Source organism: Micromonospora sp. NPDC049175, from assembly GCF_043197345.1.
Classification (GTDB): Bacteria; Actinomycetota; Actinomycetes; order Mycobacteriales; family Micromonosporaceae; genus Micromonospora.
In genome coordinates, this window is sequence record NZ_JBICSY010000002.1 from 351,139 (window position 1) to 376,581 (window position 25,443).

The 25,443-nt window shown below is 71.0% G+C and carries 26 protein-coding genes; 18 read left to right on the forward strand and 8 right to left on the reverse strand.

Annotated features, from left to right (window positions below; genetic code table 11):
- Positions 1-8 precede the first annotated feature (8 nt).
- Together ACGFH8_RS08515 and ACGFH8_RS08520 are read right to left on the reverse strand one after the other, a co-directional pair.
- Positions 9-1,694: a GTPase gene (locus ACGFH8_RS08515; RefSeq protein ID WP_393365272.1), complete on the reverse strand. Its 1,686-nt coding sequence runs from the start codon at positions 1,692-1,694 to the stop codon at positions 9-11.
- Entirely contained in the window at positions 1,691-3,532 is a 1,842-nt protein-coding gene (locus tag ACGFH8_RS08520) for an ABC transporter (RefSeq protein WP_393365274.1), read from the reverse strand. The genes ACGFH8_RS08515 and ACGFH8_RS08520 overlap by 4 nt, the downstream gene beginning before the upstream one ends.
- A gap of 220 nt (positions 3,533-3,752) precedes the next feature.
- Here ACGFH8_RS08520 and dnaK point away from each other — a divergent pair, with 220 nt between their 5' ends.
- The 5 genes from dnaK (at position 3,753) to ACGFH8_RS08545 (ending at position 8,494) form a co-directional block, all read left to right on the forward strand.
- The gene (gene dnaK / locus ACGFH8_RS08525; RefSeq protein ID WP_393365276.1) at positions 3,753-5,615 is read left to right on the forward strand and encodes a molecular chaperone DnaK; all 1,863 of its coding nucleotides are present in this window, start codon (positions 3,753-3,755) and stop codon (positions 5,613-5,615) included.
- A gap of 48 nt (positions 5,616-5,663) precedes the next feature.
- Positions 5,664-6,422: a nucleotide exchange factor GrpE gene (gene grpE / locus ACGFH8_RS08530; protein WP_393365278.1), complete on the forward strand. Its 759-nt coding sequence runs from the start codon at positions 5,664-5,666 to the stop codon at positions 6,420-6,422.
- 85 nt (positions 6,423-6,507) lie between these two features.
- Positions 6,508-7,692: a molecular chaperone DnaJ gene (gene dnaJ, locus ACGFH8_RS08535; protein WP_393365280.1), complete on the forward strand. Its 1,185-nt coding sequence runs from the start codon at positions 6,508-6,510 to the stop codon at positions 7,690-7,692.
- Between the two features lie 30 nt (positions 7,693-7,722).
- Positions 7,723-8,163, forward strand: a complete 441-nt coding sequence (locus tag ACGFH8_RS08540) for a heat shock protein transcriptional repressor HspR (RefSeq protein WP_030332087.1) — start codon at positions 7,723-7,725, stop codon at positions 8,161-8,163.
- A gap of 136 nt (positions 8,164-8,299) precedes the next feature.
- On the forward strand, positions 8,300-8,494 hold the full coding sequence (locus ACGFH8_RS08545) for a hypothetical protein (protein WP_393365281.1): 195 nt from the start codon (positions 8,300-8,302) through the stop codon (positions 8,492-8,494).
- Between the two features lie 186 nt (positions 8,495-8,680).
- Here ACGFH8_RS08545 and ACGFH8_RS08550 read toward each other — a convergent pair whose 3' ends face one another.
- On the reverse strand, positions 8,681-9,112 hold the full coding sequence (locus tag ACGFH8_RS08550; protein ID WP_357809076.1) for a hypothetical protein: 432 nt from the start codon (positions 9,110-9,112) through the stop codon (positions 8,681-8,683).
- A gap of 172 nt (positions 9,113-9,284) precedes the next feature.
- Here ACGFH8_RS08550 and ACGFH8_RS08555 point away from each other — a divergent pair, with 172 nt between their 5' ends.
- On the forward strand, positions 9,285-9,743 hold the full coding sequence (locus ACGFH8_RS08555) for a GNAT family N-acetyltransferase (protein ID WP_393365283.1): 459 nt from the start codon (positions 9,285-9,287) through the stop codon (positions 9,741-9,743).
- On the opposite strand, the gene ACGFH8_RS08560 is transcribed toward ACGFH8_RS08555, so the two are convergent.
- From ACGFH8_RS08560 to ACGFH8_RS08570, 3 genes are all read right to left on the reverse strand, one after another.
- Positions 9,732-10,946, reverse strand: a complete 1,215-nt coding sequence (locus tag ACGFH8_RS08560; RefSeq protein WP_393365285.1) for a cation:proton antiporter — start codon at positions 10,944-10,946, stop codon at positions 9,732-9,734. The genes ACGFH8_RS08555 and ACGFH8_RS08560 overlap by 12 nt on opposite strands.
- A 5-nt stretch (positions 10,947-10,951) precedes the next feature.
- On the reverse strand, positions 10,952-11,452 hold the full coding sequence (locus tag ACGFH8_RS08565; RefSeq protein WP_393365287.1) for a cation:proton antiporter regulatory subunit: 501 nt from the start codon (positions 11,450-11,452) through the stop codon (positions 10,952-10,954).
- A 161-nt stretch (positions 11,453-11,613) separates the two neighbouring features.
- Complete coding sequence (locus tag ACGFH8_RS08570; RefSeq protein ID WP_393365288.1) at positions 11,614-11,835, reverse strand: winged helix-turn-helix domain-containing protein; 222 nt, start codon at positions 11,833-11,835, stop codon at positions 11,614-11,616.
- Between the two features lie 282 nt (positions 11,836-12,117).
- On the opposite strand from ACGFH8_RS08570, the gene ACGFH8_RS08575 reads away from it, so the two are divergent.
- Positions 12,118-12,381, forward strand: a complete 264-nt coding sequence (locus ACGFH8_RS08575; RefSeq protein ID WP_393365290.1) for a hypothetical protein — start codon at positions 12,118-12,120, stop codon at positions 12,379-12,381.
- 207 nt (positions 12,382-12,588) lie between these two features.
- Here ACGFH8_RS08575 and ACGFH8_RS08580 read toward each other — a convergent pair whose 3' ends face one another.
- Positions 12,589-13,725, reverse strand: a complete 1,137-nt coding sequence (locus ACGFH8_RS08580; RefSeq protein ID WP_393365292.1) for an epoxide hydrolase family protein — start codon at positions 13,723-13,725, stop codon at positions 12,589-12,591.
- 85 nt (positions 13,726-13,810) lie between these two features.
- On the opposite strand from ACGFH8_RS08580, the gene ACGFH8_RS08585 reads away from it, so the two are divergent.
- The 9 genes from ACGFH8_RS08585 (at position 13,811) to ACGFH8_RS08625 (ending at position 22,759) form a co-directional block, all read left to right on the forward strand.
- On the forward strand, positions 13,811-14,455 hold the full coding sequence (locus ACGFH8_RS08585) for a TetR/AcrR family transcriptional regulator (protein ID WP_393365294.1): 645 nt from the start codon (positions 13,811-13,813) through the stop codon (positions 14,453-14,455).
- 85 nt (positions 14,456-14,540) lie between these two features.
- Entirely contained in the window at positions 14,541-17,132 is a 2,592-nt protein-coding gene (clpB, locus tag ACGFH8_RS08590) for an ATP-dependent chaperone ClpB (RefSeq protein WP_393365296.1), read from the forward strand.
- Between the two features lie 125 nt (positions 17,133-17,257).
- Positions 17,258-17,638: a hypothetical protein gene (locus ACGFH8_RS08595; protein ID WP_393365298.1), complete on the forward strand. Its 381-nt coding sequence runs from the start codon at positions 17,258-17,260 to the stop codon at positions 17,636-17,638.
- A 172-nt stretch (positions 17,639-17,810) separates the two neighbouring features.
- The gene (locus tag ACGFH8_RS08600; RefSeq protein WP_393365300.1) at positions 17,811-18,419 is read left to right on the forward strand and encodes a DUF4178 domain-containing protein; all 609 of its coding nucleotides are present in this window, start codon (positions 17,811-17,813) and stop codon (positions 18,417-18,419) included.
- A gap of 846 nt (positions 18,420-19,265) precedes the next feature.
- The gene (locus ACGFH8_RS08605) at positions 19,266-20,009 is read left to right on the forward strand and encodes a hypothetical protein (RefSeq protein WP_393365302.1); all 744 of its coding nucleotides are present in this window, start codon (positions 19,266-19,268) and stop codon (positions 20,007-20,009) included.
- Positions 20,010-20,147: 138 nt separating this feature from the next.
- Positions 20,148-20,795, forward strand: a complete 648-nt coding sequence (locus tag ACGFH8_RS08610) for a hypothetical protein (RefSeq protein WP_393365304.1) — start codon at positions 20,148-20,150, stop codon at positions 20,793-20,795.
- A gap of 10 nt (positions 20,796-20,805) precedes the next feature.
- Positions 20,806-21,615: an SDR family NAD(P)-dependent oxidoreductase gene (locus tag ACGFH8_RS08615; protein WP_393365306.1), complete on the forward strand. Its 810-nt coding sequence runs from the start codon at positions 20,806-20,808 to the stop codon at positions 21,613-21,615.
- A 169-nt stretch (positions 21,616-21,784) separates the two neighbouring features.
- Entirely contained in the window at positions 21,785-22,324 is a 540-nt protein-coding gene (gene pyrE, locus ACGFH8_RS08620) for an orotate phosphoribosyltransferase (RefSeq protein ID WP_357373246.1), read from the forward strand.
- Between the two features lie 57 nt (positions 22,325-22,381).
- Entirely contained in the window at positions 22,382-22,759 is a 378-nt protein-coding gene (locus ACGFH8_RS08625) for a helix-turn-helix transcriptional regulator (RefSeq protein WP_030332125.1), read from the forward strand.
- A 171-nt stretch (positions 22,760-22,930) separates the two neighbouring features.
- Here ACGFH8_RS08625 and ACGFH8_RS08630 read toward each other — a convergent pair whose 3' ends face one another.
- Positions 22,931-23,716, reverse strand: a complete 786-nt coding sequence (locus ACGFH8_RS08630; RefSeq protein WP_393367027.1) for a DedA family protein — start codon at positions 23,714-23,716, stop codon at positions 22,931-22,933.
- A 176-nt stretch (positions 23,717-23,892) separates the two neighbouring features.
- On the opposite strand from ACGFH8_RS08630, the gene ACGFH8_RS08635 reads away from it, so the two are divergent.
- Both ACGFH8_RS08635 and ACGFH8_RS08640 read left to right on the forward strand, forming a co-directional pair.
- Positions 23,893-24,372 carry a SigE family RNA polymerase sigma factor gene (locus ACGFH8_RS08635; protein WP_393365308.1) on the forward strand — a complete coding sequence of 160 codons (480 nt, stop codon included), beginning with the start codon at positions 23,893-23,895 and terminating at the stop codon, positions 24,370-24,372.
- A 2-nt stretch (positions 24,373-24,374) separates the two neighbouring features.
- Positions 24,375-25,439: an LCP family protein gene (locus tag ACGFH8_RS08640; RefSeq protein WP_393365310.1), complete on the forward strand. Its 1,065-nt coding sequence runs from the start codon at positions 24,375-24,377 to the stop codon at positions 25,437-25,439.
- The last annotated feature ends 4 nt before the right edge of the window (positions 25,440-25,443 follow it).

The following is a 25,443-nucleotide window of genomic DNA, read 5'->3' on the forward strand; positions in this document are numbered from 1 at the left end:
GCAGAGCGTCAGCGGCTGGAGGCGTCCCGCAGCGCGTCGCGTGCCTGCGCGTACGAGTCGAGCACGGTCCGTACCGGTGTCAGCACGTATTCGTCGCCGACCAGGGCGACCTTCGCCGTCAGCCGCTGCTCGGCACGGGCTCGGGCGCGCCGGGCGGCCCAACGCACCACCGGCCGGGTCAGCGCCGCCACCAGCAGCCCGGCCAGCAGGCCACCGAGCAGCAGCAGGGTGGGCAGCGGCACCTGACCGACAGTCGGGTTGTCCAGCGCCGGCAGGCCCAGCGCCCGCAGCGCGTACCCGAGCGCCAGCCAGCCGAGCCCGACCACGGCGGCGAGGGTGACAAGCCACTGCACACCGCCGACGACACGCCACCACAGCGGTCGACGGTCCAGGCCGAGGTCGGTGCCGGCGATCGTGCGGTCCAGCGCGTCCGGCAGGTCACCGAGGCGGGACCGGGCGGCCGAGGTCACCGCGCCGGGCCAGGCGGCGGGCAGGTCGGCGGCGGACCGGTCGGCCACGGCGCGGATCGCGAGGCCCAGCGCCGAGCGCTGCGCGGCCGACGGCTCCGGGACCGAGGTCGCCGCGACCAGGCTCTCCGCCGGGTCGTCCCGGCCACCGGTCGGGCCGGGCAGGTGCAGCCGACGCAGCGGGTCGGGTCGCAGCCGCCGCCAACCCCGGACCACGGGCCAACCGGTGGCCGCGCCGGCCCGATGCCGGTACGCCTGCTCCACCGCGTTGCTGACCGCGGGCACGCCGGCCGCTCCGGCCAGCGCCCGGTTCAGCCCGTCGACCGTCGGGTCGTCCGGTCCAGCCGCGGGTCGGGCCGAGCCGACCAGCTCGTCCAGGCCGGCGACAACCGTGTCGACGTCACCCGCGAGTCGGCGCAGCGCGGCCTGCCGTTCGGCGACGGTCCGTTCCAGCGCACCGCGCAGCCCCACCATGCCGGCCGGGTCGACGGCGGTGGTGGACAGCAGCGGCACACCGGTCAGCCCGTCCGAGTCGAGCAGCCGACGCAGGTCGTCCAGGACCCGGGGCACCTCGGCCGGGGACAGCCGGTCGGCCTGGTTGAGCACGACCACCGTGACGTCGCGGTGCCTGTGGAACTCGCGCAGATAGCTGTCGTGGATGACCCGGTCGGCGTACTTCTGCGGGTCGACCACCCAGACCACCTGGTCGACGAGGCCGAGGAGCCGGTCCACCTCCAGGCGGTGGGAGCGCTGCACCGAGTCGAAGTCGGGCAGGTCGAGCAGGACCAGGCCGTGCAGCGCCGTCTCGTCGTCCGCGTCCAGGGCGCTCTCCCGGACGAAACGGTGTCGGGGCAGCACGCCGATCCAGTCGAGCAGCTGGTTGGCACCCGCCAACGGCCCCCACACGCAGGCGTGGGTGACGCCTGTGGTCGGCCGGCGGACCCCCACCGGCGACAGCTCCAGTTGGGCCAACGCGTTGAAGAGGCTCGACTTGCCGCTGCCGGTGGCACCCGCCAGCGCGACCACCGTGTGGTCCCGGGACAGCGCCAGCCGGGTGCCGGCCCGCTCGACGAGGGTGTGCGCGGGCACCAGCTCGGCGTCGGGCAGCAGGCCGTCCACCGCGGTCAGGAAGCGCCGGACCGCGTCCAGCCGGGCGACAAGCGCGTCGGCGTCCACCCGCTTGTCGCCGCGGAACGCCTCGCGTACCCGGCCGGTGAGGTTTGTCACCGGGAGCCCTCCTCGTCGCGGGCCGGTCGGGTGTCGCCGCCAGCGGACAGACCACTGCGGTGCCGCGCCAGCTCGACCCGGCCGGCGGCCCGGCGCAGTCCGTCGCCGGCGTCCGCGGCGGGGCGGGCGTCGACGGTGCGGCCGAGGAACCGGTCGGCCTCCGCGTCGAGCAGCGTCCGCACCCGGGCTAGCAGGTCGGTGCGGGCCTTGGCGGCCAGGGTACGCACCGCCTGGTCGCCGAAGATCGCCTGGAGCACGGCCTGCGCGGCGACTGTGGTGCCGGCCCCGGTGGCCAGCTCCAACCCGGTCGGGATGAACGCGGTGGAGGCGAAGACGGCGATCATCACGGCCAGGCCTGTGGCGTTCACCGCGTACGCCGCGGTGCGGGCCACGAACCGCTTGTCGCCGCCCTCGACCCGGACCAGCTCCAACACCCCGCGCTGCCAGTCCCGGACCATCCGTTCGGCGCGCTCGGGCAGGTCTTCGCTGGGGTGGGCGAGCGCCGGATCGAGCAGCCCGCTGCCCGCCGGGTGCGCCTTCCAACCCGTGTACGCCGATTCGGCGGCCTCCGAGGACACCCCGCGCAGCAGCGTGACCAGTTGCGACTCGATGGCGTTGCGCAGCTCGACGGCGGGTGCCGGTCGACCGGTGACGGCGGCGACGACCCGGTCCCGCAGGCGGCCGATGCGTGCTTCCAGGGTGCGGAAGAACTCCCCGGTGCCGACGAACTCCTGCCAGCGGGCGAGCACCTCGCCTCGGAGCAGTCGGCCGTCCTGAAGCCCCTGCTCGACGGTGCGCTCGGCGCCCCGGTACGCGGCCCGCACCCGGTCGTCCAGCTCGTCGGCGGCGGTGACCTGCTCGTCGGCGGCGTCGGCCAGCTCCTCGACGGCGGGGTGGAGCGCGGCCAGCGCCCCGTCCAGCGTCTGGCGGACCACCGCCGACCGTGCGTCCGCGTCGCCGGCCAGCCGGGCGAACCAGTCGGCAAGCGCCGCGGTCGCGCCCTCGGGCAGCAGCCCCTGCCCGTCGACCCAGGTCTCCGGCAACACGAACAGCGGCGCCCGGCCGAGGTCCTGTTCGGCGAGCATCTCGGCCAGGTGGGCGGCGATCTCGTCGGTGGCCTCGGCGGGCACCCGGTCCAGCACCATGGCGATCACCGCGCCGCGCGCCCGGGCGCTGCGCAGCAGCTCCCAGGGGACCGCGTCGGCGTACCGGGCGGCGGTGGTGACGAAGAGCCAGAGATCGGCGGCGGCCAGCAGTTGGGTGGCGAGCGCGCGGTTGGCGTCGACAACCGAGTCGATGTCGGGCGCGTCGAGGAAGGCCAGCCCGGCGGGGAGGGCGGGGGCGGTGACGAGGTGCAGGGCGCGCGGGTCGTCGCTCGGCTCGGTGGTGCGGGTCAGGCCGGGCAGCAGGTCACCCTGCCGGAACCACGCCGCGTCGGACGGGTTGCAGACCAGGACCGGGGAGCGGGTGGTCGGCCGGAGCACACCGGCGGCGCTGACCCGGGCCTTGACCAGGCTGTTGACCAGGGTCGACTTGCCGGCGCCGGTGGAGCCGCCGACCACCACGAGAAGCGGGGCGTCCAGCCGGGCGAGCCGGGGCAGCAGATAGTCGTCGAGCTGATCGCTGAGGGCCGTGGCGGTGTGCCGGGCGGGGCCGGCGGAGGGCAGCGCGAGAGGGTACCGGGTCGCGCCGATCGCCTCCCGGAGGCCCGACAGGGCGCCGGGGAGGCCGTCGTCCCCGGTGGTGGCGGGCGGCTCCTCCGCGGCGTCCGGCGGACCGGTGCGGGCTGCGACGGCGGGCGCGCCGGAACGGGTGGCGGAATCGCCGGGCGTCGTCACCGCTAAAGCGTGCCCGACCGATGCAAGGGAAGACAACCGGACGGTAGGAAAGGCTGGGTTGCGTCGGGGTGACTCAACTCAACTTGACGATTCGCCAACGCGTGGCACTATTGAGTCCAGTTCACTCAACTTGTGGTGGGGCCCGCTGCGGGCGGTGTCCGCCAAGCAGCAACGGGCAGTGCCCGTCACCTGCACAACCTTACGAAGCGAGGAAGCGAAGATGGCACGTGCGGTCGGTATCGACCTCGGCACGACGAACTCCTGCGTCAGCGTTCTCGAGGGCGGTGAGCCCACCGTCATCGCCAACGCTGAGGGCTCGCGGACGACCCCGTCGATCGTCGCGTTCGCCCGCAACGGGGAGGTGCTCGTCGGTGAGGTCGCCAAGCGCCAGGCGGTGACCAACCCGGACCGGACGATCCGCTCGGTCAAGCGCGAGGTCGGCACGAACTGGTCCGTCGACATCGACGGCAAGAAGTACACCCCGCAGGAGATCTCGGCCCGGACGCTGATGAAGCTCAAGCGGGACGCGGAGGCGTACCTGGGCGAGCAGATCACCGACGCGGTGATCACCGTTCCGGCCTACTTCAACGACAGCCAGCGGCAGGCCACCAAGGAGGCCGGTGAGATCGCCGGCTTCAACGTGCTGCGGATCGTCAACGAGCCGACCGCGGCCGCCCTGGCGTACGGGCTGGACAAGGGCTCCAAGGAGCAGACCGTCCTGGTCTTCGACCTCGGCGGCGGCACCTTCGACGTCTCTCTGCTGGAGCTGGCCGAGGGCGTCATCGAGGTCAAGTCGACGAGCGGTGACAACCACCTCGGCGGCGACGACTGGGACCAGCGGATCATCGACCACCTGGTCAAGACGTTCCGTGGTGAGCACGGCATCGACCTCGGTCAGGACAAGATGGCCCTCCAGCGCCTCCGTGAGGCCGCCGAGAAGGCCAAGATCGAGCTGTCCGCCGCCACCACCACGAACATCAACCTGCCGTACATCACCGCCGGCGCGGCCGGCCCGCTGCACCTCGACGTGACGCTGAGCCGCGCCGAGTTCCAGCGGATGACGCAGGACCTGCTGGACCGCTGCAAGGGCCCGTTCGAGCAGGCCGTGAAGGACGCCGGGATCAAGATCTCCGACGTCGAGCACGTCATCCTGGTCGGCGGTTCGACCCGGATGCCCGCCGTGACCGACCTGGTCAAGCAGCTCACCGGCCGCGACCCCAACAAGGGCGTCAACCCGGACGAGGTCGTCGCCGTCGGCGCCGCCCTCCAGGCCGGTGTGCTCAAGGGTGAGGTCAAGGACGTCCTGTTGCTCGACGTGACCCCGCTGAGCCTGGGCATCGAGACCAAGGGCGGCATCTTCACCAAGCTGATCGAGCGCAACACCACGATCCCGACCAAGCGCTCCGAGGTCTTCACCACGGCGGACGACAACCAGCCGTCGGTGCTGATCCAGGTCTTCCAGGGCGAGCGGGAGATCGCGGCCTACAACAAGAAGCTCGGCACCTTCGAGCTGACCGGCCTCCCGCCGGCGCCGCGCGGCGTGCCGCAGATCGAGGTCGCCTTCGACATCGACGCCAACGGCATCGTCAACGTGCACGCCAAGGACCTGGGCACCGGCAAGGAACAGAAGATGACGATCACCGGCGGCTCGTCGCTGCCGAAGGACGACATCGAGCGGATGCGCCGGGACGCCGAGGAGCACGCGGAGGAGGACAAGCGTCGCCGCGACGACGCCGAGGCTCGCAACGTGGCCGAGGCGCTGCAGTGGCAGACCGAGAAGTTCCTCGCCGAGAGCGGCGACAAGCTGCCCGGTGAAAACCGGGAGCAGCTCAACGAGGCGCTCGGTGAGCTGCGGGGTGCCCTCGGCGGTCAGGACATCGAGAAGATCAAGTCCGCCCACGAGAAGCTGGCGAAGGTCTCCCAGGAGGCCGGGTCGCTGCTCTACTCGGCTCAGGCCGAGCAGGGTCAGCAGCCGGGTGGCGAGGCCGGCCCGGGTGCGGCCGGCGCACAGCCGGGCCCGCAGTCCGGCGGCGCCGACGACGTGGTCGACGCGGAAATCGTGGACGAGGACGGCAAGAAGTGACCGTCGGCCTCCAACACGTGTCCACGGCGAAGGGGATGGGGTAGCCGCATGACGCAGAAGCCACGAGCCGCCGACCCGAGCGACACCGGGTCGACGCCGGGTGGCTCCGCGCCCACGGAGCCGACCACCGGCGACGGGGAGCGGGTCGTCATCCGCAACAAGCGCAAGCTCGTCGACACGGCGGAGCCGGAGGGCACCGCCGCTGACGCGGAGACCGGTGTGCCGGCCGAGGGCCTGGTCGAGGACGCCGAGGTCGTGGTCGACGAGATCGAGGTCGAGGTCAACGCCACCGACGGTCCGGAGCCGTCCGGCCCGCCGGTGGTGGACGCCCCGGCGCAGCCGGTGGACGGCGCCGGCCCCGGCACGTCGCTCGGCGCCGAGCTGGAGGCGCTCCGGGCCGAGTTGGACGAGCGGACCCGGGACGTGCAGCGGGTGTCGGCGGAGTACGCCAACTACCGCAAGCGTGTCGACCGCGACCGCAACCTGGTGCAGGAGCAGGCGACCGGTTCGGTGCTGGCCGCACTGCTGCCGATCCTCGACGACCTGGACCGGGCTCGGGAACACGGCGACCTGGTCGGGCCGTTCGGCACGGTGGCGGAACAGCTCACCACCGCGCTCGGCAAGTTCGGCCTGAACGCCTTCGGCGAACAGGGCGACCCGTTCGACCCGACCCGCCACGAGGCGGTCGCGCACCAGACCTCGGCCGAGGTCACCGAGCCGACCTGCGTACAGGTCATGCGGCGCGGCTACCAGCTCGGTGAGCGGCTGCTGCGCCCCGCGCTTGTCGCGGTCGCGGACCCGGAATAGTGCGAAGCAGTGACCGGGCCGTCTCGCCCACCGCGCGTCGGTGGGCGAGACGGCCGGGCCGCGACGGTCGAGAGGGGGTGGACCGGTGAGTTCCAAGGACTGGATCGAGAAGGACTTCTACGCCGTGCTCGGCGTGGACAAGGCCGCCTCGGCCGATGACATCAAGAAGGCGTACCGCAAGGTGGCCAGGGAGTCGCACCCGGACCACAACCCGGGCGACGCCAAGGCGGAGGAGCGGTTCAAGGCCGCGTCCGAGGCGTACAACGTGCTGTCGGACTCCGGCCGCCGTCGCGAGTACGACGAGATGCGCTCGCTGTTCGGCTCGGGCGCGTTCCGGCGCGGCGCCCGCGGCGCGGGTCAACCGGGCGGCATGCCCTTCGACGTCTCCGACATGTTCGGCGGCGGCGGCGGGGGCGGCGACCGCCGCTTCGGAGGCGCCGGCTTCCAGGACCTGTTCAGCTCGATCTTCACGGGTGGTCAGGGTGGTGGGCAGGCGGCGCCACGCGGCCCGGGTCGTGGCCGGGACGTGGAGACCGAGGTGGCACTTGACTTCGGCGACGCGGTACGCGGGGTGACGCTGCCCCTGACGCTGCGCGCGCCGGGCGTCTGCGAGACCTGTCACGGCAACGGGGCCAAGCCCGGCACCCAACCGCGGACCTGCCAGGTCTGCCACGGTGCCGGCGTGACCACCCGCAACCAGGGGTCGTTCAGCTTCTCCGAGCCGTGCCGCAACTGCCAGGGTGTCGGCACGGTGGTCGAGGAGAAGTGCCCCGAGTGCCACGGCAGCGGCGGTGTCACGAAGACACGCACCATGAACGTGCGCTTCCCGGCCGGCGTGTCCGACGGTCAGCGCATCCGGCTGACCGGGCGCGGTGAGCCAGGCGAGCGCGGCGGCCCGGCTGGTGACCTGTTCGTGCACGTCAAGGTTCGGCCGGACGAGCTGTTCGGGCGTACCGGCGACGACCTGACGTTGAGCGTGCCGATCACCTTCGCGGAGGCCGTGCTCGGCACGGACCTGCGGGTGCCCACGCTCGACGGCGCGGTGACCCTGCGGGTCCCGCCGGGTACGCCCAGCGGGCGGGTGTTGCGCGCCCGGGGCAAGGGTGTGGTGCGCCGCGACGGGCAGGCCGGCGACCTGCTTGTCACGTTGGACGTGGTGGTGCCGGCCCGGTTGTCCGACGAAGCGCGCACCGCGCTGGAGGCGTTCGCCGAGCAGAGCCCGCCAGCCGCCCGGGAACATCTCGAGGCGCGGGTGCGTCGGGTCAGTTAGTCCGGTGGAAGGGACGCGGAGGTGAGCGGGATGTCGGGCGAGTTCCTCGGTTCGGGTGACCCTGCCTACGAGGCCAAGGTGCTGATGATCTCGGTTGCGGCGCGGATGGCGGGGATGCACCCGCAAACCCTGCGCCAGTACGACCGGCTGGGGCTGGTGCAGCCCGGCCGGGCCGCTGGAGGCGGGCGTCGGTACAGCGTCCGTGACGTGGTGCTGCTGCGCGAGGTGCAGCGGCTCAGCCAGGACGACGGGATCAACCTGGCCGGCGTCAAGCGGATCATCGGGCTGGAGCGGCTGTTGGAGCAGGCGCAGCAGCGGGTGGCCCGGCTGGAGGCGGAGCTGGACGCCGCGTACCGGCGGGTCGCCGAGCTGGAATCCCTCGCCCGCTTTCCGGGTCGGGATCTGGTGCCGACCAATCGCACGTCCACCGCGCTCGTGGTCTGGCGACCCCGTCGTACTCCCGATCGTTGACCTGCCACACACCCGGAGCTGTTCTTCGGCCCGGACCGCACCGGATTCCCCGGCGCGGTCCGGGCCGCTTCGGTTAGCCTGTCGATATGGGTCCAATCGGCTTAATACGGACCTACCGGCATGGCGAGGGGGAGCGATGGCGGAACCGGCGAAGAAGGTCGCCCAGCAGACGGAAGAACGGTTGGAAGACCTGGCCGAGACCGTCCGCAAGAAGTTCGACAAGGTGACCGAGGGGACCTACCGGGACCGGGTCGTCGAGGGCCGGTTCGCCGAACAGGGCGACCACGGCGGCAACAAGAGCCGAGCCGAAACCGAGCGCAAGCAGGACTGACCGGTGACCGACGTGCGGGCCGGGACCCACGGGGGGTCCCGGCCCGTTCGCCGTCAGAGCGCGGGCCGGGACGCGGTGTCACCGTGGCGGGGGTCCCGGCCCGTTCGCCGTCAGAGTGCGGGCCGGGACGCGGTGTCACCGTGGCGGGGGTCCCGGCCCGTTCGCCGTCAGAGCGCGGGCCGGGCCTCAGCCGAGGCGGCGGTTCTCGCGGACCAGGCCGCCCTCGCACCAGTCCCGGTAGACGAAGAGGTCCGGGCGGGCCAGCAGCACCCGTCCGTTGTGCGCCCAGATCTTCATCAGCTCGTCGCCGTCCCGCTCGGCCTGCTCGACGAGCTTGCGGAAGCGGCGCTTGGGATGGGCGCGGAAGTTCGTCCGGATGCCGTCGGCCGCGTAGATGTAGAGGCAGTGCAGCGCGAAACGCCGCGCCGGGCAGGTCGGATCCATCGCCAACTCGAAGAGGGTCAGCACCAGCCGGTCGCCGGAGACCAACAGGTCCCAGTCGGGTGGCATCGAAGCCAACGGCACCGAATCGGGCTTGTACGCCCAAGCTCGCAACTCCGCCGGACTCGGATCGACGGGGTTGGCGAAGCCGTGGAACGTCGACTCCTGCACGCTCACCGGCCAACCTTCCGCTCTCGCCCGCGTGTGGCAACGCTGCCTACGGACCCTGGCTGCTGGGGCGAAACGGTAACCCGCCGTCGGGTGCTGCGGTAGTACCCGCGAGGAGCAATTCCGCAACCGTTGGCATGGCCGGGTTCACGGCATCGACGGCGTTGCCGATGATGCTCCTATGGCAATCCACGTACGACGGTTGCGGCGCGGCGCCGAGGCCGAGTTCGTCTCGGGGTTGGAGTGGCTCTTCGCCCCTCCCGGCAGCCGTCCCGCGGACTGGGACCGCGACCGCGCCGTCGAGCGCACCGCGCGGGTACTCGACCACGAGAACGCCGCGCTCTTCGCCGCGCGATCGCAGGAGGATCAGGTGGTCGGCGTGGCCAGCGTCTACCTGGACATCCTCTCGGTGCGCTTCGGCCGTCGGGCTTCGATCGAGGATCTCGCCGTGCACCCCGAGTGGCGTTCCCGGGGTGTCGGTTCCCGCCTCCTGGTGGCGGCCAGGGCGTGGGCGCACGACCAGGGAGCCGACTATGTCTTCCTGGAGTCCGGCCTCGCCCGGACCGAGGCGCATCGCTTCTACCTCCGCGAGGGTGCGACCCACGCGGCCGCGGCCTTCAGGTGGAGCTCAGTGCACTGAGTCGACGACCGGGGTCGACTCCCGCCGCTGGGCCGCCGCGCGGTTACGCAGCCACCGCTTGAACCACGGGAAGTCCGGCAGCCGGGCGAGGATCGGCCCGGTCACCACTGTGATCAGGACGTACGTCGCCGCCAGCGCCGCCAACCGCGGCTCGACGCTCCCGGCAGCCACCGCGAGCCCGGCGATGACGATGGAGAACTCACCGCGAGGTACGAGTGCCAGGCCGGCCCGCCACCGACCGGGTTCCGCGATGCCGACCCGGCGGGCCGCGAGGTAGCCGGTGAGCGTCTTCGTCGCCATGGTGACCACTGCCAACGCGAGCGCCGGCAGCAACACCGGCGGGATGTCCCGTGGGTCGGTGACCAGGCCGAAGAAGACGAAGAACACCGCGGCGAACAGGTCCCGCAGCGGGGACAGCAACTCGGTGGCGTGGTGCGCCACCGGGCCGGAGAGCGCGATGCCGACCAGGAACGCGCCGACCGCCGCCGACACCTGCAGCTTCGCCGCGAGGCCGGCGATCAGCAGGGTCAGACCGAGTACGCCCAGCAGCAGCGCCTCCGGGTCCTTCGCCGACAGGGCGGACGAGATGAGGTGGCCGTACCTGATGGCGACCACCAGCACGAGCAGCACGGTGCCCACCGCGACAGCGAGTGCGATGCCGCCGCCCAGCAGGCCGGTGCCGGCCAGTACCGCGGTGACCAGCGGCAGGTAGAGCGCCATCGCCAGGTCCTCGATGACCAGGACCGAGAGGATCACCGGAGTTTCCCGGTTACCGAGTCGGCCCAGGTCGGCGAGGACCTTGGCGATCACGCCGGAGGAGGAGACCCAGGTGATGCCGCCGAGCACCAGGGCGGCCACCCAGTCCCAGCCGAGCAGCAGGGCGAACGCCGCGCCGGGCAGCGCGTTGAACAGGCCGTCGATCAGCCCGGCCGGCGCCGCCGAGCGGAGGTTGCCGACCAGCTCGTTGGCCGAGTATTCCAGGCCGAGCATCACCAGCAGCAGGATGACGCCGATCTCGGCGCCGACGGCGAAGAACTCCTCGCTGGCGGCGAGCGGAAGCAACCCGCCGTGCCCGAACGCGAGCCCGGCCAGCAGGTAGAGAGGGATCGGTGAGAGGCCTACCCGGCGGCTGAGCCGGCCGAGGACACCGAGCAGCAGCAGCAGCGCGCCGACTTCGACGAGCAGTGTGGTGGAGTCGTGCATCCGCCTCAGCCGTCCGGGTCACTGTCGGCGAGGATGGCGGACACGCCGTCGAGACCCCTGCGGGTCCCGACGACGACCACCACGTCGCCGGCTGCGAAGCGGAAGGAGGGGAGTGGCGAAACGATCACTTCGCCTTCACGCAGCACCGCCACGATGGAGGCGCTGGTGCGGGTACGCGCCTTGGTGTCGCCGAGCTTGCGGTTGACGTACGGCGAGCCGGCCGAGATGGCGATCTGCTCGGTGAGCAGACCGGCGGCCTGCTCACGCAGCCCGGAGAGCTGGCCGAGCATCAGCGACGCGCCGAGGATGTCGGCCAGCGCCTCCGCCTCGTCGTCGGTCAGCGGGATGTCCGCCTGGCAGGAGTCGGGATCGTCCGGGTCGTACAGGACCAGATCTCGGCGGCCGTTGCGGTGGGAGACGACGCCCAGGCGACGTCCGGACTCCGTCACCAGATCGTGACGTACCCCGATCCCGGGTAGGGCGGTCTGCTCGACACGTACTCGCACAGGCTAAGGCTACCGCTTGGTGAACAAAGCGCAGATCTTGGACGGACGGCAACCCGTCGGGCGGCCCCGGCGCAGTGCAAGGGTCGTGATCCACTCGGGTTCGTTGAAGTCGGCGTATCCAACGTGGCGAGACGCCCCGACTTCCTGAAAGGCGAGTGGATCTACTTCGGGTCGCTTACGTAGGTGCCTTTGCCTTGATGCCCTTCGGTCAGACCCTCGGCCTGCAGCATCAACAGCGCTGAACGGACCGGCTCGGCGGACACGCCGTAGTGCTCGGTCATTTCACGCAACGAGGGCAGCTTGTCGCCTGGCGCGTACTCGCCGGAAGCGATCTTGTCGCGGATGTCCTGCGCGATTCGTTGGCGGTCCGAAACTCGGGGCATGGGGCAACTCCTGGTAGGCCCCAAGATCTTCCCATGCGGTCGGCGGGTGAGCCAACACTTCGCGTGCTAAGCATGGTCACTGCTTGTCCTGCAATGCTTTGCATTGTGTGTTGGCGGGGCGGGCACTCGGGGTGTGGAAAGCCCGGTAGGCAACCGGCCTCCTCGGCCGGGTCGTCCGCGTCGCCGCTGGCACGGCCGTGTGCTCCCCTCGGGTAAACGGCCGTGCCAGCGCCCGACCCCCAGGAGAGGAGCGCCGCTGATGGTGGGCCGAGGGTGGTGGCGATGAGCGGGCGGTTCGTCATCCACCTGCCGATATCCGCGCCCGACCTGGCCCGCGCCAAGATGCTGGGGCGGACCGCCGGTCGGTCGTTGGCCTTTCTCGCCCGGATCGACCTTGGCGGGATCACCGTCTCGACCGAGGACGACCAAGGGGTACGGCACTGGGTCTTCTGCGACCGGCGGCTGGACGGTGGCCGTCGCTGCGTGCTCCGCGCCGACCACGAAACCCCGTGCACCGCGCGGTTGCCCCGGCGAATCGGCCCGTAGGGGCCGCACAAGACCGTGATCGACTCGGTTTTCAGGATGTCGCGGTGTCCTGGCGGTCCGGATGCCCCGACTTCCTGAAGGGCGGGTGGATCAACCGCGCCGGGGCCGGACGCGCCGCGCGCCGGGGCCGGACGCGCCGCGCGTCGGGGCCGGACGCGCCGGTGCCCGCCCCGGCCGAGCGGGTGCGGGCACCTGGGCACGCCGAGGTCAGCGGAGGCTGGCGAAGAACTCGCGGATGTCGGTGACCAGGACATCGGTAGCCTGGTGGGCGGCGTAGTGCCCGCCGACGTCACCGCGGCCCTCGACGTCCGTCTCGTACGCCGTCCACCTGACGATGTTCGCGTGGTCCCGCTCGGCGAAGCGGCGGATGGACTGGAAGTCGCCGGGGAACATGGCGAGCGCGGTCGGTGCGGTGGTCGGCTCGGTCGGGGGCTCGCCGGCGTGCGCGTCCTCCCAGTAGAGCCGGATCGCCGAGGCGGCCGTGCCGGTGAACCAGTAGAGCGCCACGTTGGCCAGGACGAAGTCGGCGTCCAGGCTCTCGTCGAACAGTTGGGCGTTCCAGGCGAGCAGCCCGACCGGCGAGTCGGCCAGGCCGAACGCCAGGGTCTGCGGCTGCTGACTGTGCACCTGGTTGAAGGAGAACTTGTTCTCGTAGAACCACTGGAGGTGCCCGAGCGCGGCCTGGTCCGCCTCCGAGAGCCCGGCGAACTCGGCCGGGTCGCCGGTGGGGAACGAGAAGAGTTGGGTGACGTGGACGCCGAGGACGTGTTCGGCGTCGATCCGGCCCACCTCCGGCGCGACCATCGAGCCGGCGTCGTTGCCGACCGCGCCGTAGCTGTCGTACCCCAGGCGGTTCATCAGCTCGGCCCAGGCGCGGGCGATGCGGAACCGGTTCCAGCCGGCGCTGCGGGTCGGGCCGGAGAAACCGAAGCCGGGCAGCGACGGGATGACCACGTGGAAGGCCGGCGCGTCCGGGTCGGTCGGCTCGGTGAGCGGGGCGATCACGTCGAGGTATTCCAGGACCGAGCCGGGCCAGCCGTGGGTGAGCACCAGCGCGGTGGCGTCCGGCCGGGACGACCGGACGTGCAGGAAGTGGATCTGCTCGCCGTCGATCTCGGTGACGAACTGGGGGTGGGCGTTCAGCCGGGCCTCGACGGCGCGCCAGTCGAACCCGTCGCGCCACCTGTCGACGAGGGCACGCACCCGATCGGTGCCCATCCCGTAGGCGTCGCCCGCACCGGGCAGCTCGGCGGGCCAGCTCGTGCGGCCGAGCCGGGCGGCCAGGTCGTCGAGGTCGGTCTGCGGGATCTCCACGCGGAACGGGCGGATCGCGGTGCCGGTCATCTCGGAACTCCTTCGGAACGGAATGTTTCGTTCTGCAATCAGAGTAGCAGACCGGAACGATCCGTTCCACTGCTAGGCTGGGGGCATGTCCACGACTTCCGGCAAGACGCTTGGCGGTCGCCGCGCCCAGGCCGCCCGCAACGACGAGGTCATCCTCGAAGCCGCACGTGCGGTCTTCCTCGACGATCCGAAGGCGCCGATCGCCGCCGTCGCCGAACGTGCGGGCGTCGGCATCAGTGCGCTCTACCGGCGGTACGCGGGCAAGGAGGACCTGCTGCGTCAGCTCTGCCACGACGGGCTGCGCCGGTACGTCGCCGAGGCCGAGTCGGCCCTCGCCGAGCCGGACGACTGGACCGCGTTCGCCGGGTTTCTGGCCCGGGTGGTCGACGCCGACGTGCACTCGCTCACCGTTCACCTGGCCGGCACCTTCACCCCGACCGAGGAGATGGGCCGGGACGCGATGCGCGCCAACGAGCTGGCCACGGCCCTGTTCGAGCGGGCCCGCGCCAGCGGTCGGCTGCGCCCCGACGTGGTCGTACCGGATCTGGGGTTGTTGCTGGAGTCGTGCGCGGCGGTGCGCGTACCCGATCCGGAGCGGACCGGGCAGTTGCGCCGCCGGCAGCTCGCGGTGCTGCTGGCGGGTCTCTCGACGGCGCCGGACGCGGACCCGCTGCCCGGCCCGGCTCCGGCGGCCGGGGAGTTCGACTGGCGGTGGCGTCCTCGGGAGTGATGGGCGTCACGCGCTAAGGTTGAGTGGAATACGCTCAACTCTGGTTGTGTCCTTCTCAGTGGACAACGCCGATCCGGGGGAGCCCATGAACACCGAAAGACTCACCACCAAGAGCCGCGAGACCATCACGGGCGCTGTCGCGCTGGCCAACCAGCGTGGCCACGCCACCGTGGAGCCCTGGCACCTGCTGCTGTCACTCCTGGACACCGACGGCTCGACCGCCACCGGTCTGTTGCGCGCCGTCGGGGCCGACCCCGCCGAGCTGCGCCGGGCCGCCCAGCGCGCGGTCGACGCCCTGCCGGCCGCGCGCGGTTCGAGCATCGCCGAGCCGACGTTGGCTCGGGAGTTCGTCAACGCCATCGGCGCCGCCGAGCAGATCGCCCGGCCGTTGGGCGACGAATACACCTCCACCGAGCACCTGCTCGCCGGCCTGGCCCGGGTGGGTGGGGCCGTGTCCGGTGCGCTGAAGACGGCAGGCGCCACCGAGGAGGCCCTGGTCGCGGCCTTCCCGACCGTGCGCGGTGGCGACCGCCGGGTCACCACCGCCGACCCCGAGCAGACCTACCAGGCCCTGACCAAGTACGGCGTCGACCTGACCGCCAGCGCCCGGGACGGCAAGATCGATCCGGTGATCGGTCGGGACGCCGAGATCCGCCGGGTCATCCAGGTGCTCTCCCGGCGTACGAAGAACAACCCGGTGCTGATCGGCGAGCCCGGCGTCGGCAAGACCGCGATCGTCGAGGGCCTCGCCCAGCGGATCGTCACCGGTGACGTGCCCGAGTCGCTGCGCGACAAGAAGCTGATCTCGCTGGACCTCGGGGCGATGGTCGCCGGCGCGCAGTACCGGGGCCAGTTCGAGGAGCGGCTGAAGTCCGTCCTGGAAGAGATCAAGAACTCCAACGGGCAGGTCATCACCTTCCTCGACGAGCTGCACACGGTCGTCGGCGCCGGCAAGGGCGAGGGCTCGATGGACGCCGGCAACATGCTCAAGCCGATGCTGGCCCGTGGCGAGCTGCGGATGGTGGGCGCCACCACGCTCGACGAGTACCGCGAGCACATCGAGAAGGACCCGGCGCTGGAGCGTCGTTTCCAGCCGGTGCTTGTCGGCGAGCCGACGATCGAGGACACCATCGGCATCCTGCGCGGGCTCAAGGAGCGCTACGAGGTGCACCACGGCGTACGGATCACCGACGCCGCGCTCGTCGCCGCCGCCACCCTGTCGGACCGCTACATCACCGACCGGTTCCTGCCGGACAAGGCGATCGACCTGGTCGACGAGTCCGCGTCCCGACTCCGGATGGAGATCGACTCCCGGCCCGTCGAGGTGGACGAGATCGAGCGGGCGGTCCGCCGGCTGGAGATCGAGGAAATGGCGCTGGCGAAGGAGCCGGACGCGGCCTCCGCCGAGCGGTTGGAGCGGCTGCGCAAGGAGTTGGCCGACAAGCGCGAGCAGCTCACCGTGCTCTCCGAGCGCTGGCAGACGGAGAAGAGCCACATCACCAAGCTCTCCACCGCCAAGGAGGAGCTGGAACGTCTCGGCGGCGAGGCCGAGCGGGCCGAGCGCGACGGGGAGTTGGAGCGCGCCGCCGAGCTGCGCTACGGCCGGATCCCCGCCCTCAAGGTCGAGCTGACGCAGGCCGAGGAGGAGTTGGCCCAGCTCCAGGCCGACGGCGCGATGCTCAAGGAGGAGGTCGGGGCGGACGACATCGCCGCGGTGGTCGCCTCCTGGACCGGCATCCCCGCCGGCCGGCTGCTCGAAGGCGAGACGGCCAAGCTGCTGCGGATGGAGGAGTCGCTGGGCGGTCGGGTGGTCGGCCAGGCCGAGGCCGTCGGCGCGGTCTCCGACGCGGTCCGCCGGGCCCGGGCCGGCATCGCCGACCCGGACCGCCCGACTGGCAGCTTCCTCTTCCTCGGCCCCACCGGCGTCGGGAAGACCGAGCTGGCGAAGGCCCTCGCCGAGTTCCTCTTCGACGACGAGCGGGCGATGGTCCGCATCGACATGAGCGAGTACGGCGAGAAGCACACGGTCGCCCGGCTGGTGGGCGCCCCGCCCGGTTACGTCGGCTACACCGAGGGCGGCCAGCTCACCGAGGCGGTGCGCCGCCGACCGTACTCGGTGATCCTGCTCGACGAGGTGGAGAAGGCCCACCCGGACGTCTTCGACGTGCTGCTCCAGGTGCTCGACGACGGCCGGCTCACCGACGGCCAGGGCCGCACGGTGGACTTCCGCAACGCGATCCTGATCCTCACGTCCAACCTCGGGTCGTCGGTGATCGGCGACCTGACGCTGGCCGAGGAGCAGCGCCGGGAGGGTGTCCTGGCGGTGGTCCGGTCGCACTTCAAGCCGGAGTTCCTCAACCGGCTGGACGACATCGTGGTCTTCGCCTCGCTGCGCGGGGACGACCTGCGGACCATCGTCGACATCCAGCTGGACCGGATGCGGCGGCGCCTGGCCGACCGCAGGCTCGGCCTGGAGATCACCGATGCCGCTCGGGCCTGGTTGGCCGAGCACGGCTACGACCCGATCTACGGAGCCCGCCCACTGCGCAGGCTGGTCCAGACGGCGATCGGAGACCAGTTGGCGAAGGCCCTGCTGTCCGGCCAGATCCGCGATGGCCAAACGGTGAAGGTGGACCGGTCCCCAGAACCCAACACCCTCACGGTAACCCCCGCCTAACCACCACCACCCCGGCTGCTTCCCCGCGTTGATCATGGAGTTGTTGCCCGACTGCACGGCGTGTCGGGACAATAACTTCATGATCACCGGGGTCGAAGTGGGGTGGGTGGGGAAAGAGTTGGAGCATGTTTGGGATTGGGAAGAAGTGGGAGCGGGACCTTGGTGCAGCCGTCGACACGTTGGTCGCGGCTGACACGCTCGCCTTCGGTGGGGTTGGCATCGCCGGGGCCCTGCTGCCGGTGACGGAGGCGTTCCACACTGTCGAGGCCGCGCTCGACGACCATCCCGACGAGGTCCGCCGGCAGCTCGACCGCGTGCTGGCCGACGGCACACCCGCCGGCCGGGCGTACGCGGCCACGCTGCTGGAACGGCTCGACCCGGCGGCGGCCCGAGCAGCCTGGACCTCGTTGCGGGACGACCCGACCGAGTTCACCACATTCGTCGGCTGTGTGATGGGCCGCGAGACCCTTGGCAACTACGCCAGCCAACGGCTCGCCACATCTTGATCCATCTGCGGACACGGACGAACCACCGCCCACCCGGCCGTCCACAGTGCGATCGTGCACAACAGGCGATGCCGCGACTGCCGTCGGTAGTTGAGCTGTCGGTCACGGTACGGGTCGCACCGGAGCCGAGGATTGTTACCGTCTGCGCCGAGGTACCTGGGGAGATGGTCGGGTGGGCAGGTCAGTGACGTACCTGGTGGTGGCGCTTGCCGTACTTGCGGCGGTCGTCATCGTCATCGCCGTGCGGGTCCGGCGGTCGGCGGCGACCAGACCCGGCGGACGGTCGTCGGATGCCACGGCGCAGTCGCTGCGCGGCGACCCGCTTCGCCTGGGCCTGGGCGACCGCGTGCGGATCCGCAATCGGGAGTACGCGGTGAGCGGCACCATCCGCCTAGTCGAGGGGGACTGGAGCTGGGTGCAGCACCTGCTCGACGACGACACCGGCACCCGCTACCGGCTCTCCGTGGAGGACGGCCCCGAGCTGGAGTTGGTGCTCTGGACGGCCGAGCCGGGCGCGAGCGTGACCCCGGGTGCACCGACCATCGACCTCGGCCGGCGGCGTTACACCTGGGCCGAGACAGGGCAGGCGCGCTACACGGCCACCGAGGAGGTCGGGCTGCCGCCGGCCGGGACGATGCGCTACCACGACTACCAGTCCGGTGGCGGGGCGCGGCTGTCCTTCGAGGCGTACGGCGAAGAGGGTTGGCGAGTGGCCCGCGGTAATCTGCTCGACCCCGCCGATCTGGTAATTCAGACAGGCGGCGGGACTCAGGCGAGTTGAATGGTGGGGCGAATTGGGCCGTCGTCCAATTGTCGCGCCGCGGTCGAGTCGGCCATTCAAAGGTGAACCGACCCGGCCGCGGCGCGGCTATTCAGAAATTAAGCCAACAGCCCGACAAGGGTGTACGGCATGCTTTGGACGTTGAAGAAATTGGAAACGCACGCCCAGTCGCTTAGGATTCCCTGGTTCTGGAGGCGCACGCCTTCAGTGATGCAGGTGGCGAGATTCTTGTAGACGCCCCACGCCGGCCAGCCCTGGGCCTCGAAATCCCCTGCGGTGCTGGACACGACAGCTGGTGAAGCGGTCGGGGCGGCCTGCGCTGGCGCGGCCAAGGTGAGCGTACCGACAGCGAGCGCGCCGGACAGGGCCGCAGCGCGAACAATCTTCTGAATACTTGCTCCTTCTGAGCGTTTGGCATTTCCTGCCTGAGACAGGCCGGCTGTCCAAGACAGCTTGCAAACCCCCCGTGGGCCCACGAAGCCGCGCTGACTACCAATTGCTGGCCGTCGACGCCCATCTATAGGAACACGCTCTGGCCTGACTGGCAACCCCGATCACCGTGTCCACTCACGTATTTGCAGTTCAACGGCTTCACAAATGCTTGCGATCTCGCCTTATGGCGCAGGCAAGCGTCGACGTTGAGTGGTCTTTGGCCCAAGGCTCCGGTCGATGGCGGGAGTCCGTCACGAGCAGACGCGCCAGACGACACTCCGACGGTTCACCGCTCTGCCCACAGTGGCCCGACGCCGCCGATGGCTCCCGCGCCCCTGCCTGGGTCTTTGTCCCTGAACTGTCGCTCGTAGGGCGGTGTCGATACGGTGTCATCCTGATCACATAAGGAGAGCCATGGCCAATCCTCTCAGCAAGCCGACTCCGGCGCGCCCGGGTGTCGTGACGATCTCGACGTATCTGCTGCTGCTGTTCGCGCTCACTCAGCTACTCAGCCTGATCATGGTCATCAGCGTGAGTGGCAGCATCCGGCAGGGCTTCCAGGATGCGTACCAGGGCACGGAGGACGTCGACACCATCGGAACGGTCGCCGTCGCCTTCACGATTGCCTCCGTCGCAGTGCTCCTGGTGCTCGCGCTCGTCCTGGTTGTGCTGGCGATGTTCAACAACCGTGGACGCAACGGAACCCGGATCACCACGTGGGTGGTCGGCGGCATCATGGTCTGTTGTGTCGGTGGCTCGCTCGTCAGCGGTGCGTCCGGATTTTCGCAGAATGCGTCGGGGGGCGGCGGCGATGCGCCGAGCGGCGCAGAGATCGAGCGCAGCATGTCGGATGCCCTCCCATCCTGGTACGGCCCGACCAGCACAGCGGTGAACATCGTGGGGCTCGCGGCGCTACTCGCGGCGCTGATCCTGCTGGCGCTTCCGAAGGCCCACCCGTTCTTCCGCAAGGCCACCGCGGCCTGGGAGCCGCCGGCCCCGGGCGCCAGCTACCCGGGTGCCCCGCAGACCCCGGGTCAGCCCGGCTACCCGCAGTCGTCAGGTGAGCCGGGTTACCCGTCGAGTGGGGAGCCGAGCTACCCGCCGGCGAACCGGCCGGACGACACGCCGCCCGGGTCGACCCCACCGTCGACGAGCTGACGGCCCGACGAGCACGAGCTGACGGCCCGACGAGCACGAGCCGACAGCCCGGTAAGCACTAGCTGACGGCCCGGTAAGCACGACGCCGACGATCCCTCCGAGTAGGTTGCAACCCGACGCCTACCGGAGGGATTCGTCGTGTCGTACCCCGAATCGGCATCGGCTCGCCGGCCTGCCGTCGTCCTGTCGGCCGCAACCGTGCTGTGGGTGATGGCGGTGGCCTCGCTCGTGTACACGGTTGTCGACCTGGTGGTGTTGGGCGGGACTGTCGACGCGTTCCGCTCCGCGGCCCGGGACACCTCGGCCAGTCCGGAGCAGATCGACGACGCGGTGACCCTGCTGCGCGCGTCCGCCGTGCTGTCGGCGGTGCTGGCCGCGCTCTCCGCGCCGGTGCTCGCCGGCCTGGCCCTCGGTCTGCTGGCGGCCCGCAACGGCGTCCGGGTGGCTACCTGGGTGGTCAGTGGGCTCGGTGTGCTCGGTGGCTGTTGCAGCGTGGCGGTGCTCATCGGTGAACGGGCCGCGCCGCTGCAACTGGGCGCCGACGACCAGGCTTTCGCCGAGTTGCTGGGCCTGATCGGTGACGCCTACCCGTCCTGGTGGATCCCGCTCAACGCCGGCCTTTCCGTCGGGCAGGTGCTCGGTTACCTTGTAGTAGCCGTGCTGCTGGCCCTGCCGGCGGCGAACGCCTGGTTCGGTCACCGCCGCTCGACCGCGCCGGCCGCGTTCACGTCCGTCCCGCACTATCCGCAGTCGGCGCCGCCCGCGCCCCCGTACCCGCCCAGGTGAGGACCGCCCCGTGCCGCTCGACCCCACCACTGCCGAGCGCCGGGCCCTGATCACCGGGGCGACCGCAGGCATCGGCGCGGCGTTCGCCAGGCGGCTGGCCGCCGACGGTTGGCATCTGGTGCTCGTCGCCCGCGACGCGGCCCGGTTGGCCGAGCTGGCCGGCGAGTTGGGTTCCGCCCACGGCCGCGAGATGGAGACGATCCCGGCGGATCTGTCCACCGACGACGGGTGCGCCATCGTGGAGCGGCGGCTCGCCGACGGCGGCCCGGTGCACCTGCTCGTCAACAATGCCGGGATCAGCCTGAACAAACCGTTCCTGCGGTCCACCGCGGAGGACGAGGCGCGACTGTTGCGGCTCAACGTGCACGCGGTCATGCGGCTGACCCTGGCGGCGTTGCGACCGATGACCGACCGCCGGAATGGGGCAGTGATAAATGTCTCTTCGGTCGCCGGGTTCGGTACGGCCATGCCCGGATCGACGTACTCGGCCAGCAAGGCGTGGGTCACCAACTTCAGTGAGTCGGTTGGTCTGTCGGCCCGGCCGTTCGGGGTCCGCGTGATGGCCCTCTGCCCCGGCTACACCCGCACGGAGTTCCACGAGCGGGCCGGCATCAACATGTCCAAGACACCCGAGTGGCTGTGGCTGCGGGCCGAGGATGTGGTCGACGAAGCCCTGCGTGACCTGGGCAAAGGCAAGATGGTCAGTGTCCCGGCATGGAAGTACAAGGTGGTCGTCGCCGGCATGCGGCACGCGCCGCGTCGGCTGCTCCAGGCGGTCGCCCGGGACACTCGCGGCCGGATCGGTCGCGACGAGCACTGAGCCCCGACGGGCCCGTCGTCGCCCGGTGGCCGGTGCGGAGACGTTGGCGCGCCGCTGTCAGGACAGTCGCTGAGCGTAGTGGTACATCGCCAACCATCGGTGCCTCGCCGGGCTGGTCAGGGTGGACCCCGCACACGCCGTTCAGACTTGCGCAGTAACCTCTATCGCCATGGGGGACCACGACGACCTGCGTAAATTCATTACCGACCTGGCCGTGGTCCACGGACGGGTCGTGCTCTCCTCGGGGCGGGAGGCAGACTGGTACGTGGATCTGCGGCGCGTCACGCTCCATCACCAGGCCGCTCCTCTGGTCGGCCGGGTGTTGCTCGACCTCACCGCCGACTGGGATTACGCCGCGGTCGGTGGCCTCACCCTTGGCGCGGATCCCGTCGCGGTCTCGATGCTGCACGCCGCCGCTCCGACCGGCCGTGCCCTGGACGCCTTCGTGGTGCGCAAGGCGGGCAAGGCACACGGTCTGCAACGGCGGATCGAGGGACCGGAGGTGGCCGGCCGCCGAGTGTTGGCGGTGGAAGATACATCCACGACGGGCGGAAGTGTGTTGACCGCTGTCGAGGCGCTTCGCGAGGCCGGGGCGGAAGTCGTGGGCGTGGCGGTTATTGTTGATCGAGGCGCCGGCGACGCGGTGCGAGCCGCCGGATTGCCTTACCGGGCGGCCTATACGTTGGCTGACCTCGGCCTTGTGGCGTAAAAGTTTGCCGATTCGGATCTGCTGATATGCAGGCGGATCGATGCTGCTGGTGGAAGGATGGAATACGTGGGAACTGCGTTGGCCGAAATGACTATGCCTCAGATCTCGCCGCTTAACGGCGAGCCGATCGAACGTGCCGATGCCGAGCGTCTCGCCGGGGTCCTCAAGGCCCTTGCGGATCCTGCTCGGCTGCGGCTGCTCAGCCTGATCCAGTCGGCCCCCGAGGGCGAGGCGTGCGTCTGTGACCTGACGGCGCCGCTCGGCCTCTCTCAGCCGACGGTCAGTCATCACCTGCGTATCCTCACCGAGGCGGGCTTGCTGCAGCGGGAGAAGCGCGGTGTCTGGGCGTACTACAGCCTGGTCCCGAGTGCGATCGCGACGATCGCCGACCTGCTGACCCCGCCGCGTAAGCGGGCCACCAAGAAGGCCCGCTGACGTAGGCACTGCACGCCGTCCCGCTCCGGGACGGCGTCCGGTGGCGAGCCAGGGGTGGCGCCATCGGTGGGTAACACCTGCTCGTCCCCGGCCGCACCGCCGGAGGCCGGGTCCGACATGCCGACGGCCGACCCCCGCACCAGGGGCCGGCCGTCGTCGTCGTACGTGGGCTCAGTGATCCTGGCCGTGCTCCGGGCGGTGCCGGCCGTGCTGGTGCCGGTCGTGGTCGAACGCCTCGCGGGCCGCCTCCACCGCGCCGGCGGCGCTGGCCGCCGCGACCACCGCGACCGCCTCGCCGCGCTTACGCGCACGCCTGTCGCGGAGGAACTCGAAGAAGATCGGCAGCACCGAGATCAGGACGATCAGGGCCACCACCGGCAGGATGTAACGATCGATCTTGTCGCCGATGGCTTCGTAGATCTGCTCGGCGAGCAGGTAGCCGATCAGCAGGATGCCGTCCACCCAGAGCACCGCGCCGACGATGTTCCAGAGCAGGAACTTGCGGGCCGGCATGCCGAGCGCGCCCGCGACCGGGTTGAGGAACGTCCGGACGATCGGGATGAAGCGCGCCAGCACCACGGCCTTCGCCGGGCCGAACTTCTGGAAGTAGTACTCGGCCTTCTCCACGTACTCCTTCTTGAAGAGGCGGGAGTTCGGCCGCTCGAACATCGGCCGGCCATACCGGGAACCGAGCCAGTGCCCCAGCTGGGCGCCGGCGATCGCGCAGATCGGGCCGCCGATCAGCAGGCCGACCAGGGACAGTCGAGTGCCGTCACCGAAGATCGCGTCCGCCACCGGCGACGAGGCCACCCCGGCGAGGAACAGCAGTGAGTCGCCCGGGAAGAAGAAGCCGACCAGCAGGCCGGTTTCGGCGAAGAGGATCACCCACACGCCGATCAGCCCGAAGGTCTGCAACAGATCCTTGGGATCGAGCGGGTTCAGGGCGACGCTCTCCATGAGAGCGCGGGTCTTCTCAGCTGTGTCCACGGCCACAAAGGGTACCGAAGCCCAGGGTCCGGGCCGCGCCGGACCGGCACCGCGCCACCCGCCCGCGTAGTGGAGTTCGGTGGGCCTTACTGCAATGTTCCGTACGCCCGCTTCCGTCATCTGGGGTAGGAGCCCCGGGAGGTGCAGTGACGTACGAGGAGTTCGCGGACACGCGGCTGGCCCCGCTACTGCGGTACGCGGTGATGCTCACCGGTGATCCGCACCAGGCCCAGGACCTGGTCCAGGAGACCATGGTCCGGGTCCAACTGAACTGGCGCCGGGTCGCCCGCGCGGATTCCCCCGAGCACTACGTTCGCCGGATGCTCACCAACCAGTACGTCGACTGGCGGCGCGGCTCCTGGGTCCGCCGGGTGCTGCTGCGCGGGGAGGCCGACACGACGGTGCCGGCGCCCACCGACCACACCCAGTCCGCCGTGGACCGCGACCAGATCTGGTCCTGGCTGTCCCGGCTGCCGCGACGGCAGCGCGCCACCCTGGTGCTGCGCTACTACGAGGATCTGCCCGACGCGGAGATCGCCGACATCCTCGGCTGTGCCGTCGGGACCGTCCGTTCGTCCATCTCCCGAGCCCTGGCCACGCTCCGGGCCGAGTACGTGGAGGTATGACAATGATCGAGGACGACCTGCGTGCCGCCTTCACCCGGCACGAGACGCTCACCCCGTCGACCGGCCCGCTGCGTGCCGCGATCGACCGCCTGGCGGTACGTCGCCGGCAGCGTCGGCGTCGCTGGCAGGCCGGCGGCACGGCCCTGGCCGTGCTCGGCGTACTGGGCGTCGGGGTGCCGCTGTTCACTCCGGAGCGAGCCGGGTCGCCGCAGGTCGCCGGGGTGGCCGACGCGTCGGATCGGCCCCTGACGACGGGAGCTGTGACAGTCCTGCTGCTCGGCATCGACAGCACCGCGCCACGGCAACAGTTGGCCGACTCGATCCTGCTCGTGCACATCCCGGCCGACCGCAGCCGCCCGTACCTGGTCTCCCTACCCCGCGACCTGAGGGTGCCCGTTCCCGGCCACGGCACCGACAAGTTGAACACGGCGTTCGCGCTGGGCGCCGGCCCCACCGGCCGGCAGACGGCCAAGGGGTACGAGCTGGCCCGCTCGACGATCACGCAGCTGACCGGGGCCCGGATCGAGACCGGCCTGGTGCTGACGTATCCCGGTCTGCGCACGCTGACGAACGAGGTGGGCGGGGTGTCGGTCTGTCTGCCCGAGCAGGTGCGCTCGGCACACACCCGACGGGTCTTCCCGGCCGCGTGCCAGCGTCTCGACGGCGCCGGTGCTGTCGACCTGCTCCGCCAGCGCTACGGGCTGTCCGAGGGCAGCCAGGACCGCGACCGCAACGCCCGGCTCTTCGCGACCGGGCTGATCCGTTCGGCCTCCGATCAGGGCGTGCTCACCAATCCGGTACGACTCGCCACGCTGCTGAGCGCCGTCGGACCGGGTCTCGCCGTGTCACCGGGTGAGGCCACCATGCTGGAGTTGCTGCGGCTCGTCCCGACGCTGCGCTCGGTGGAGCCGGTGGGGCTCAGCCTGCCGGTGCACGAGGCGGACGGGCCGAGCCACTATCTGGAGGCGGACCCGACGCTCGCCCCGGAGTTCCTGGCCGCGCTGCGCGAGGATCGGCTCGGCGACTGGGTGGCCCGCCACCCGAAGCTCGTGGACGGCGCTCGCTGAACGC

Excerpts from the sequence above, each read along its gene's own strand:
- ACGFH8_RS08640 (WP_393365310.1), top strand. The coding sequence starts at position 24,375 with ATGATCGAGGACGACCTGCGTGCCGCCTTCACCCGGCACGAGACGCTC.
- ACGFH8_RS08575 (WP_393365290.1), top strand. The coding sequence starts at position 12,118 with ATGAGCGGGCGGTTCGTCATCCACCTGCCGATATCCGCGCCCGACCTG.
- ACGFH8_RS08605 (WP_393365302.1), top strand. The coding sequence starts at position 19,266 with ATGGCCAATCCTCTCAGCAAGCCGACTCCGGCGCGCCCGGGTGTCGTG.
- ACGFH8_RS08595 (WP_393365298.1), top strand. The coding sequence starts at position 17,258 with ATGTTTGGGATTGGGAAGAAGTGGGAGCGGGACCTTGGTGCAGCCGTC.
- ACGFH8_RS08625 (WP_030332125.1), top strand. The coding sequence starts at position 22,382 with ATGGAATACGTGGGAACTGCGTTGGCCGAAATGACTATGCCTCAGATC.
- ACGFH8_RS08630 (WP_393367027.1), bottom strand. The coding sequence starts at position 23,716 with ATGGAGAGCGTCGCCCTGAACCCGCTCGATCCCAAGGATCTGTTGCAG.
- ACGFH8_RS08555 (WP_393365283.1), top strand. The coding sequence starts at position 9,285 with ATGGCAATCCACGTACGACGGTTGCGGCGCGGCGCCGAGGCCGAGTTC.
- ACGFH8_RS08560 (WP_393365285.1), bottom strand. The coding sequence starts at position 10,946 with ATGCACGACTCCACCACACTGCTCGTCGAAGTCGGCGCGCTGCTGCTG.
- ACGFH8_RS08570 (WP_393365288.1), bottom strand. The coding sequence starts at position 11,835 with ATGCCCCGAGTTTCGGACCGCCAACGAATCGCGCAGGACATCCGCGAC.
- ACGFH8_RS08585 (WP_393365294.1), top strand. The coding sequence starts at position 13,811 with ATGTCCACGACTTCCGGCAAGACGCTTGGCGGTCGCCGCGCCCAGGCC.
- ACGFH8_RS08545 (WP_393365281.1), top strand. The coding sequence starts at position 8,300 with ATGGCGGAACCGGCGAAGAAGGTCGCCCAGCAGACGGAAGAACGGTTG.
- dnaK (WP_393365276.1), top strand. The coding sequence starts at position 3,753 with ATGGCACGTGCGGTCGGTATCGACCTCGGCACGACGAACTCCTGCGTC.
- clpB (WP_393365296.1), top strand. The coding sequence starts at position 14,541 with ATGAACACCGAAAGACTCACCACCAAGAGCCGCGAGACCATCACGGGC.
- grpE (WP_393365278.1), top strand. The coding sequence starts at position 5,664 with ATGACGCAGAAGCCACGAGCCGCCGACCCGAGCGACACCGGGTCGACG.
- ACGFH8_RS08580 (WP_393365292.1), bottom strand. The coding sequence starts at position 13,725 with ATGACCGGCACCGCGATCCGCCCGTTCCGCGTGGAGATCCCGCAGACC.
- pyrE (WP_357373246.1), top strand. The coding sequence starts at position 21,785 with ATGGGGGACCACGACGACCTGCGTAAATTCATTACCGACCTGGCCGTG.
- ACGFH8_RS08540 (WP_030332087.1), top strand. The coding sequence starts at position 7,723 with ATGTCGGGCGAGTTCCTCGGTTCGGGTGACCCTGCCTACGAGGCCAAG.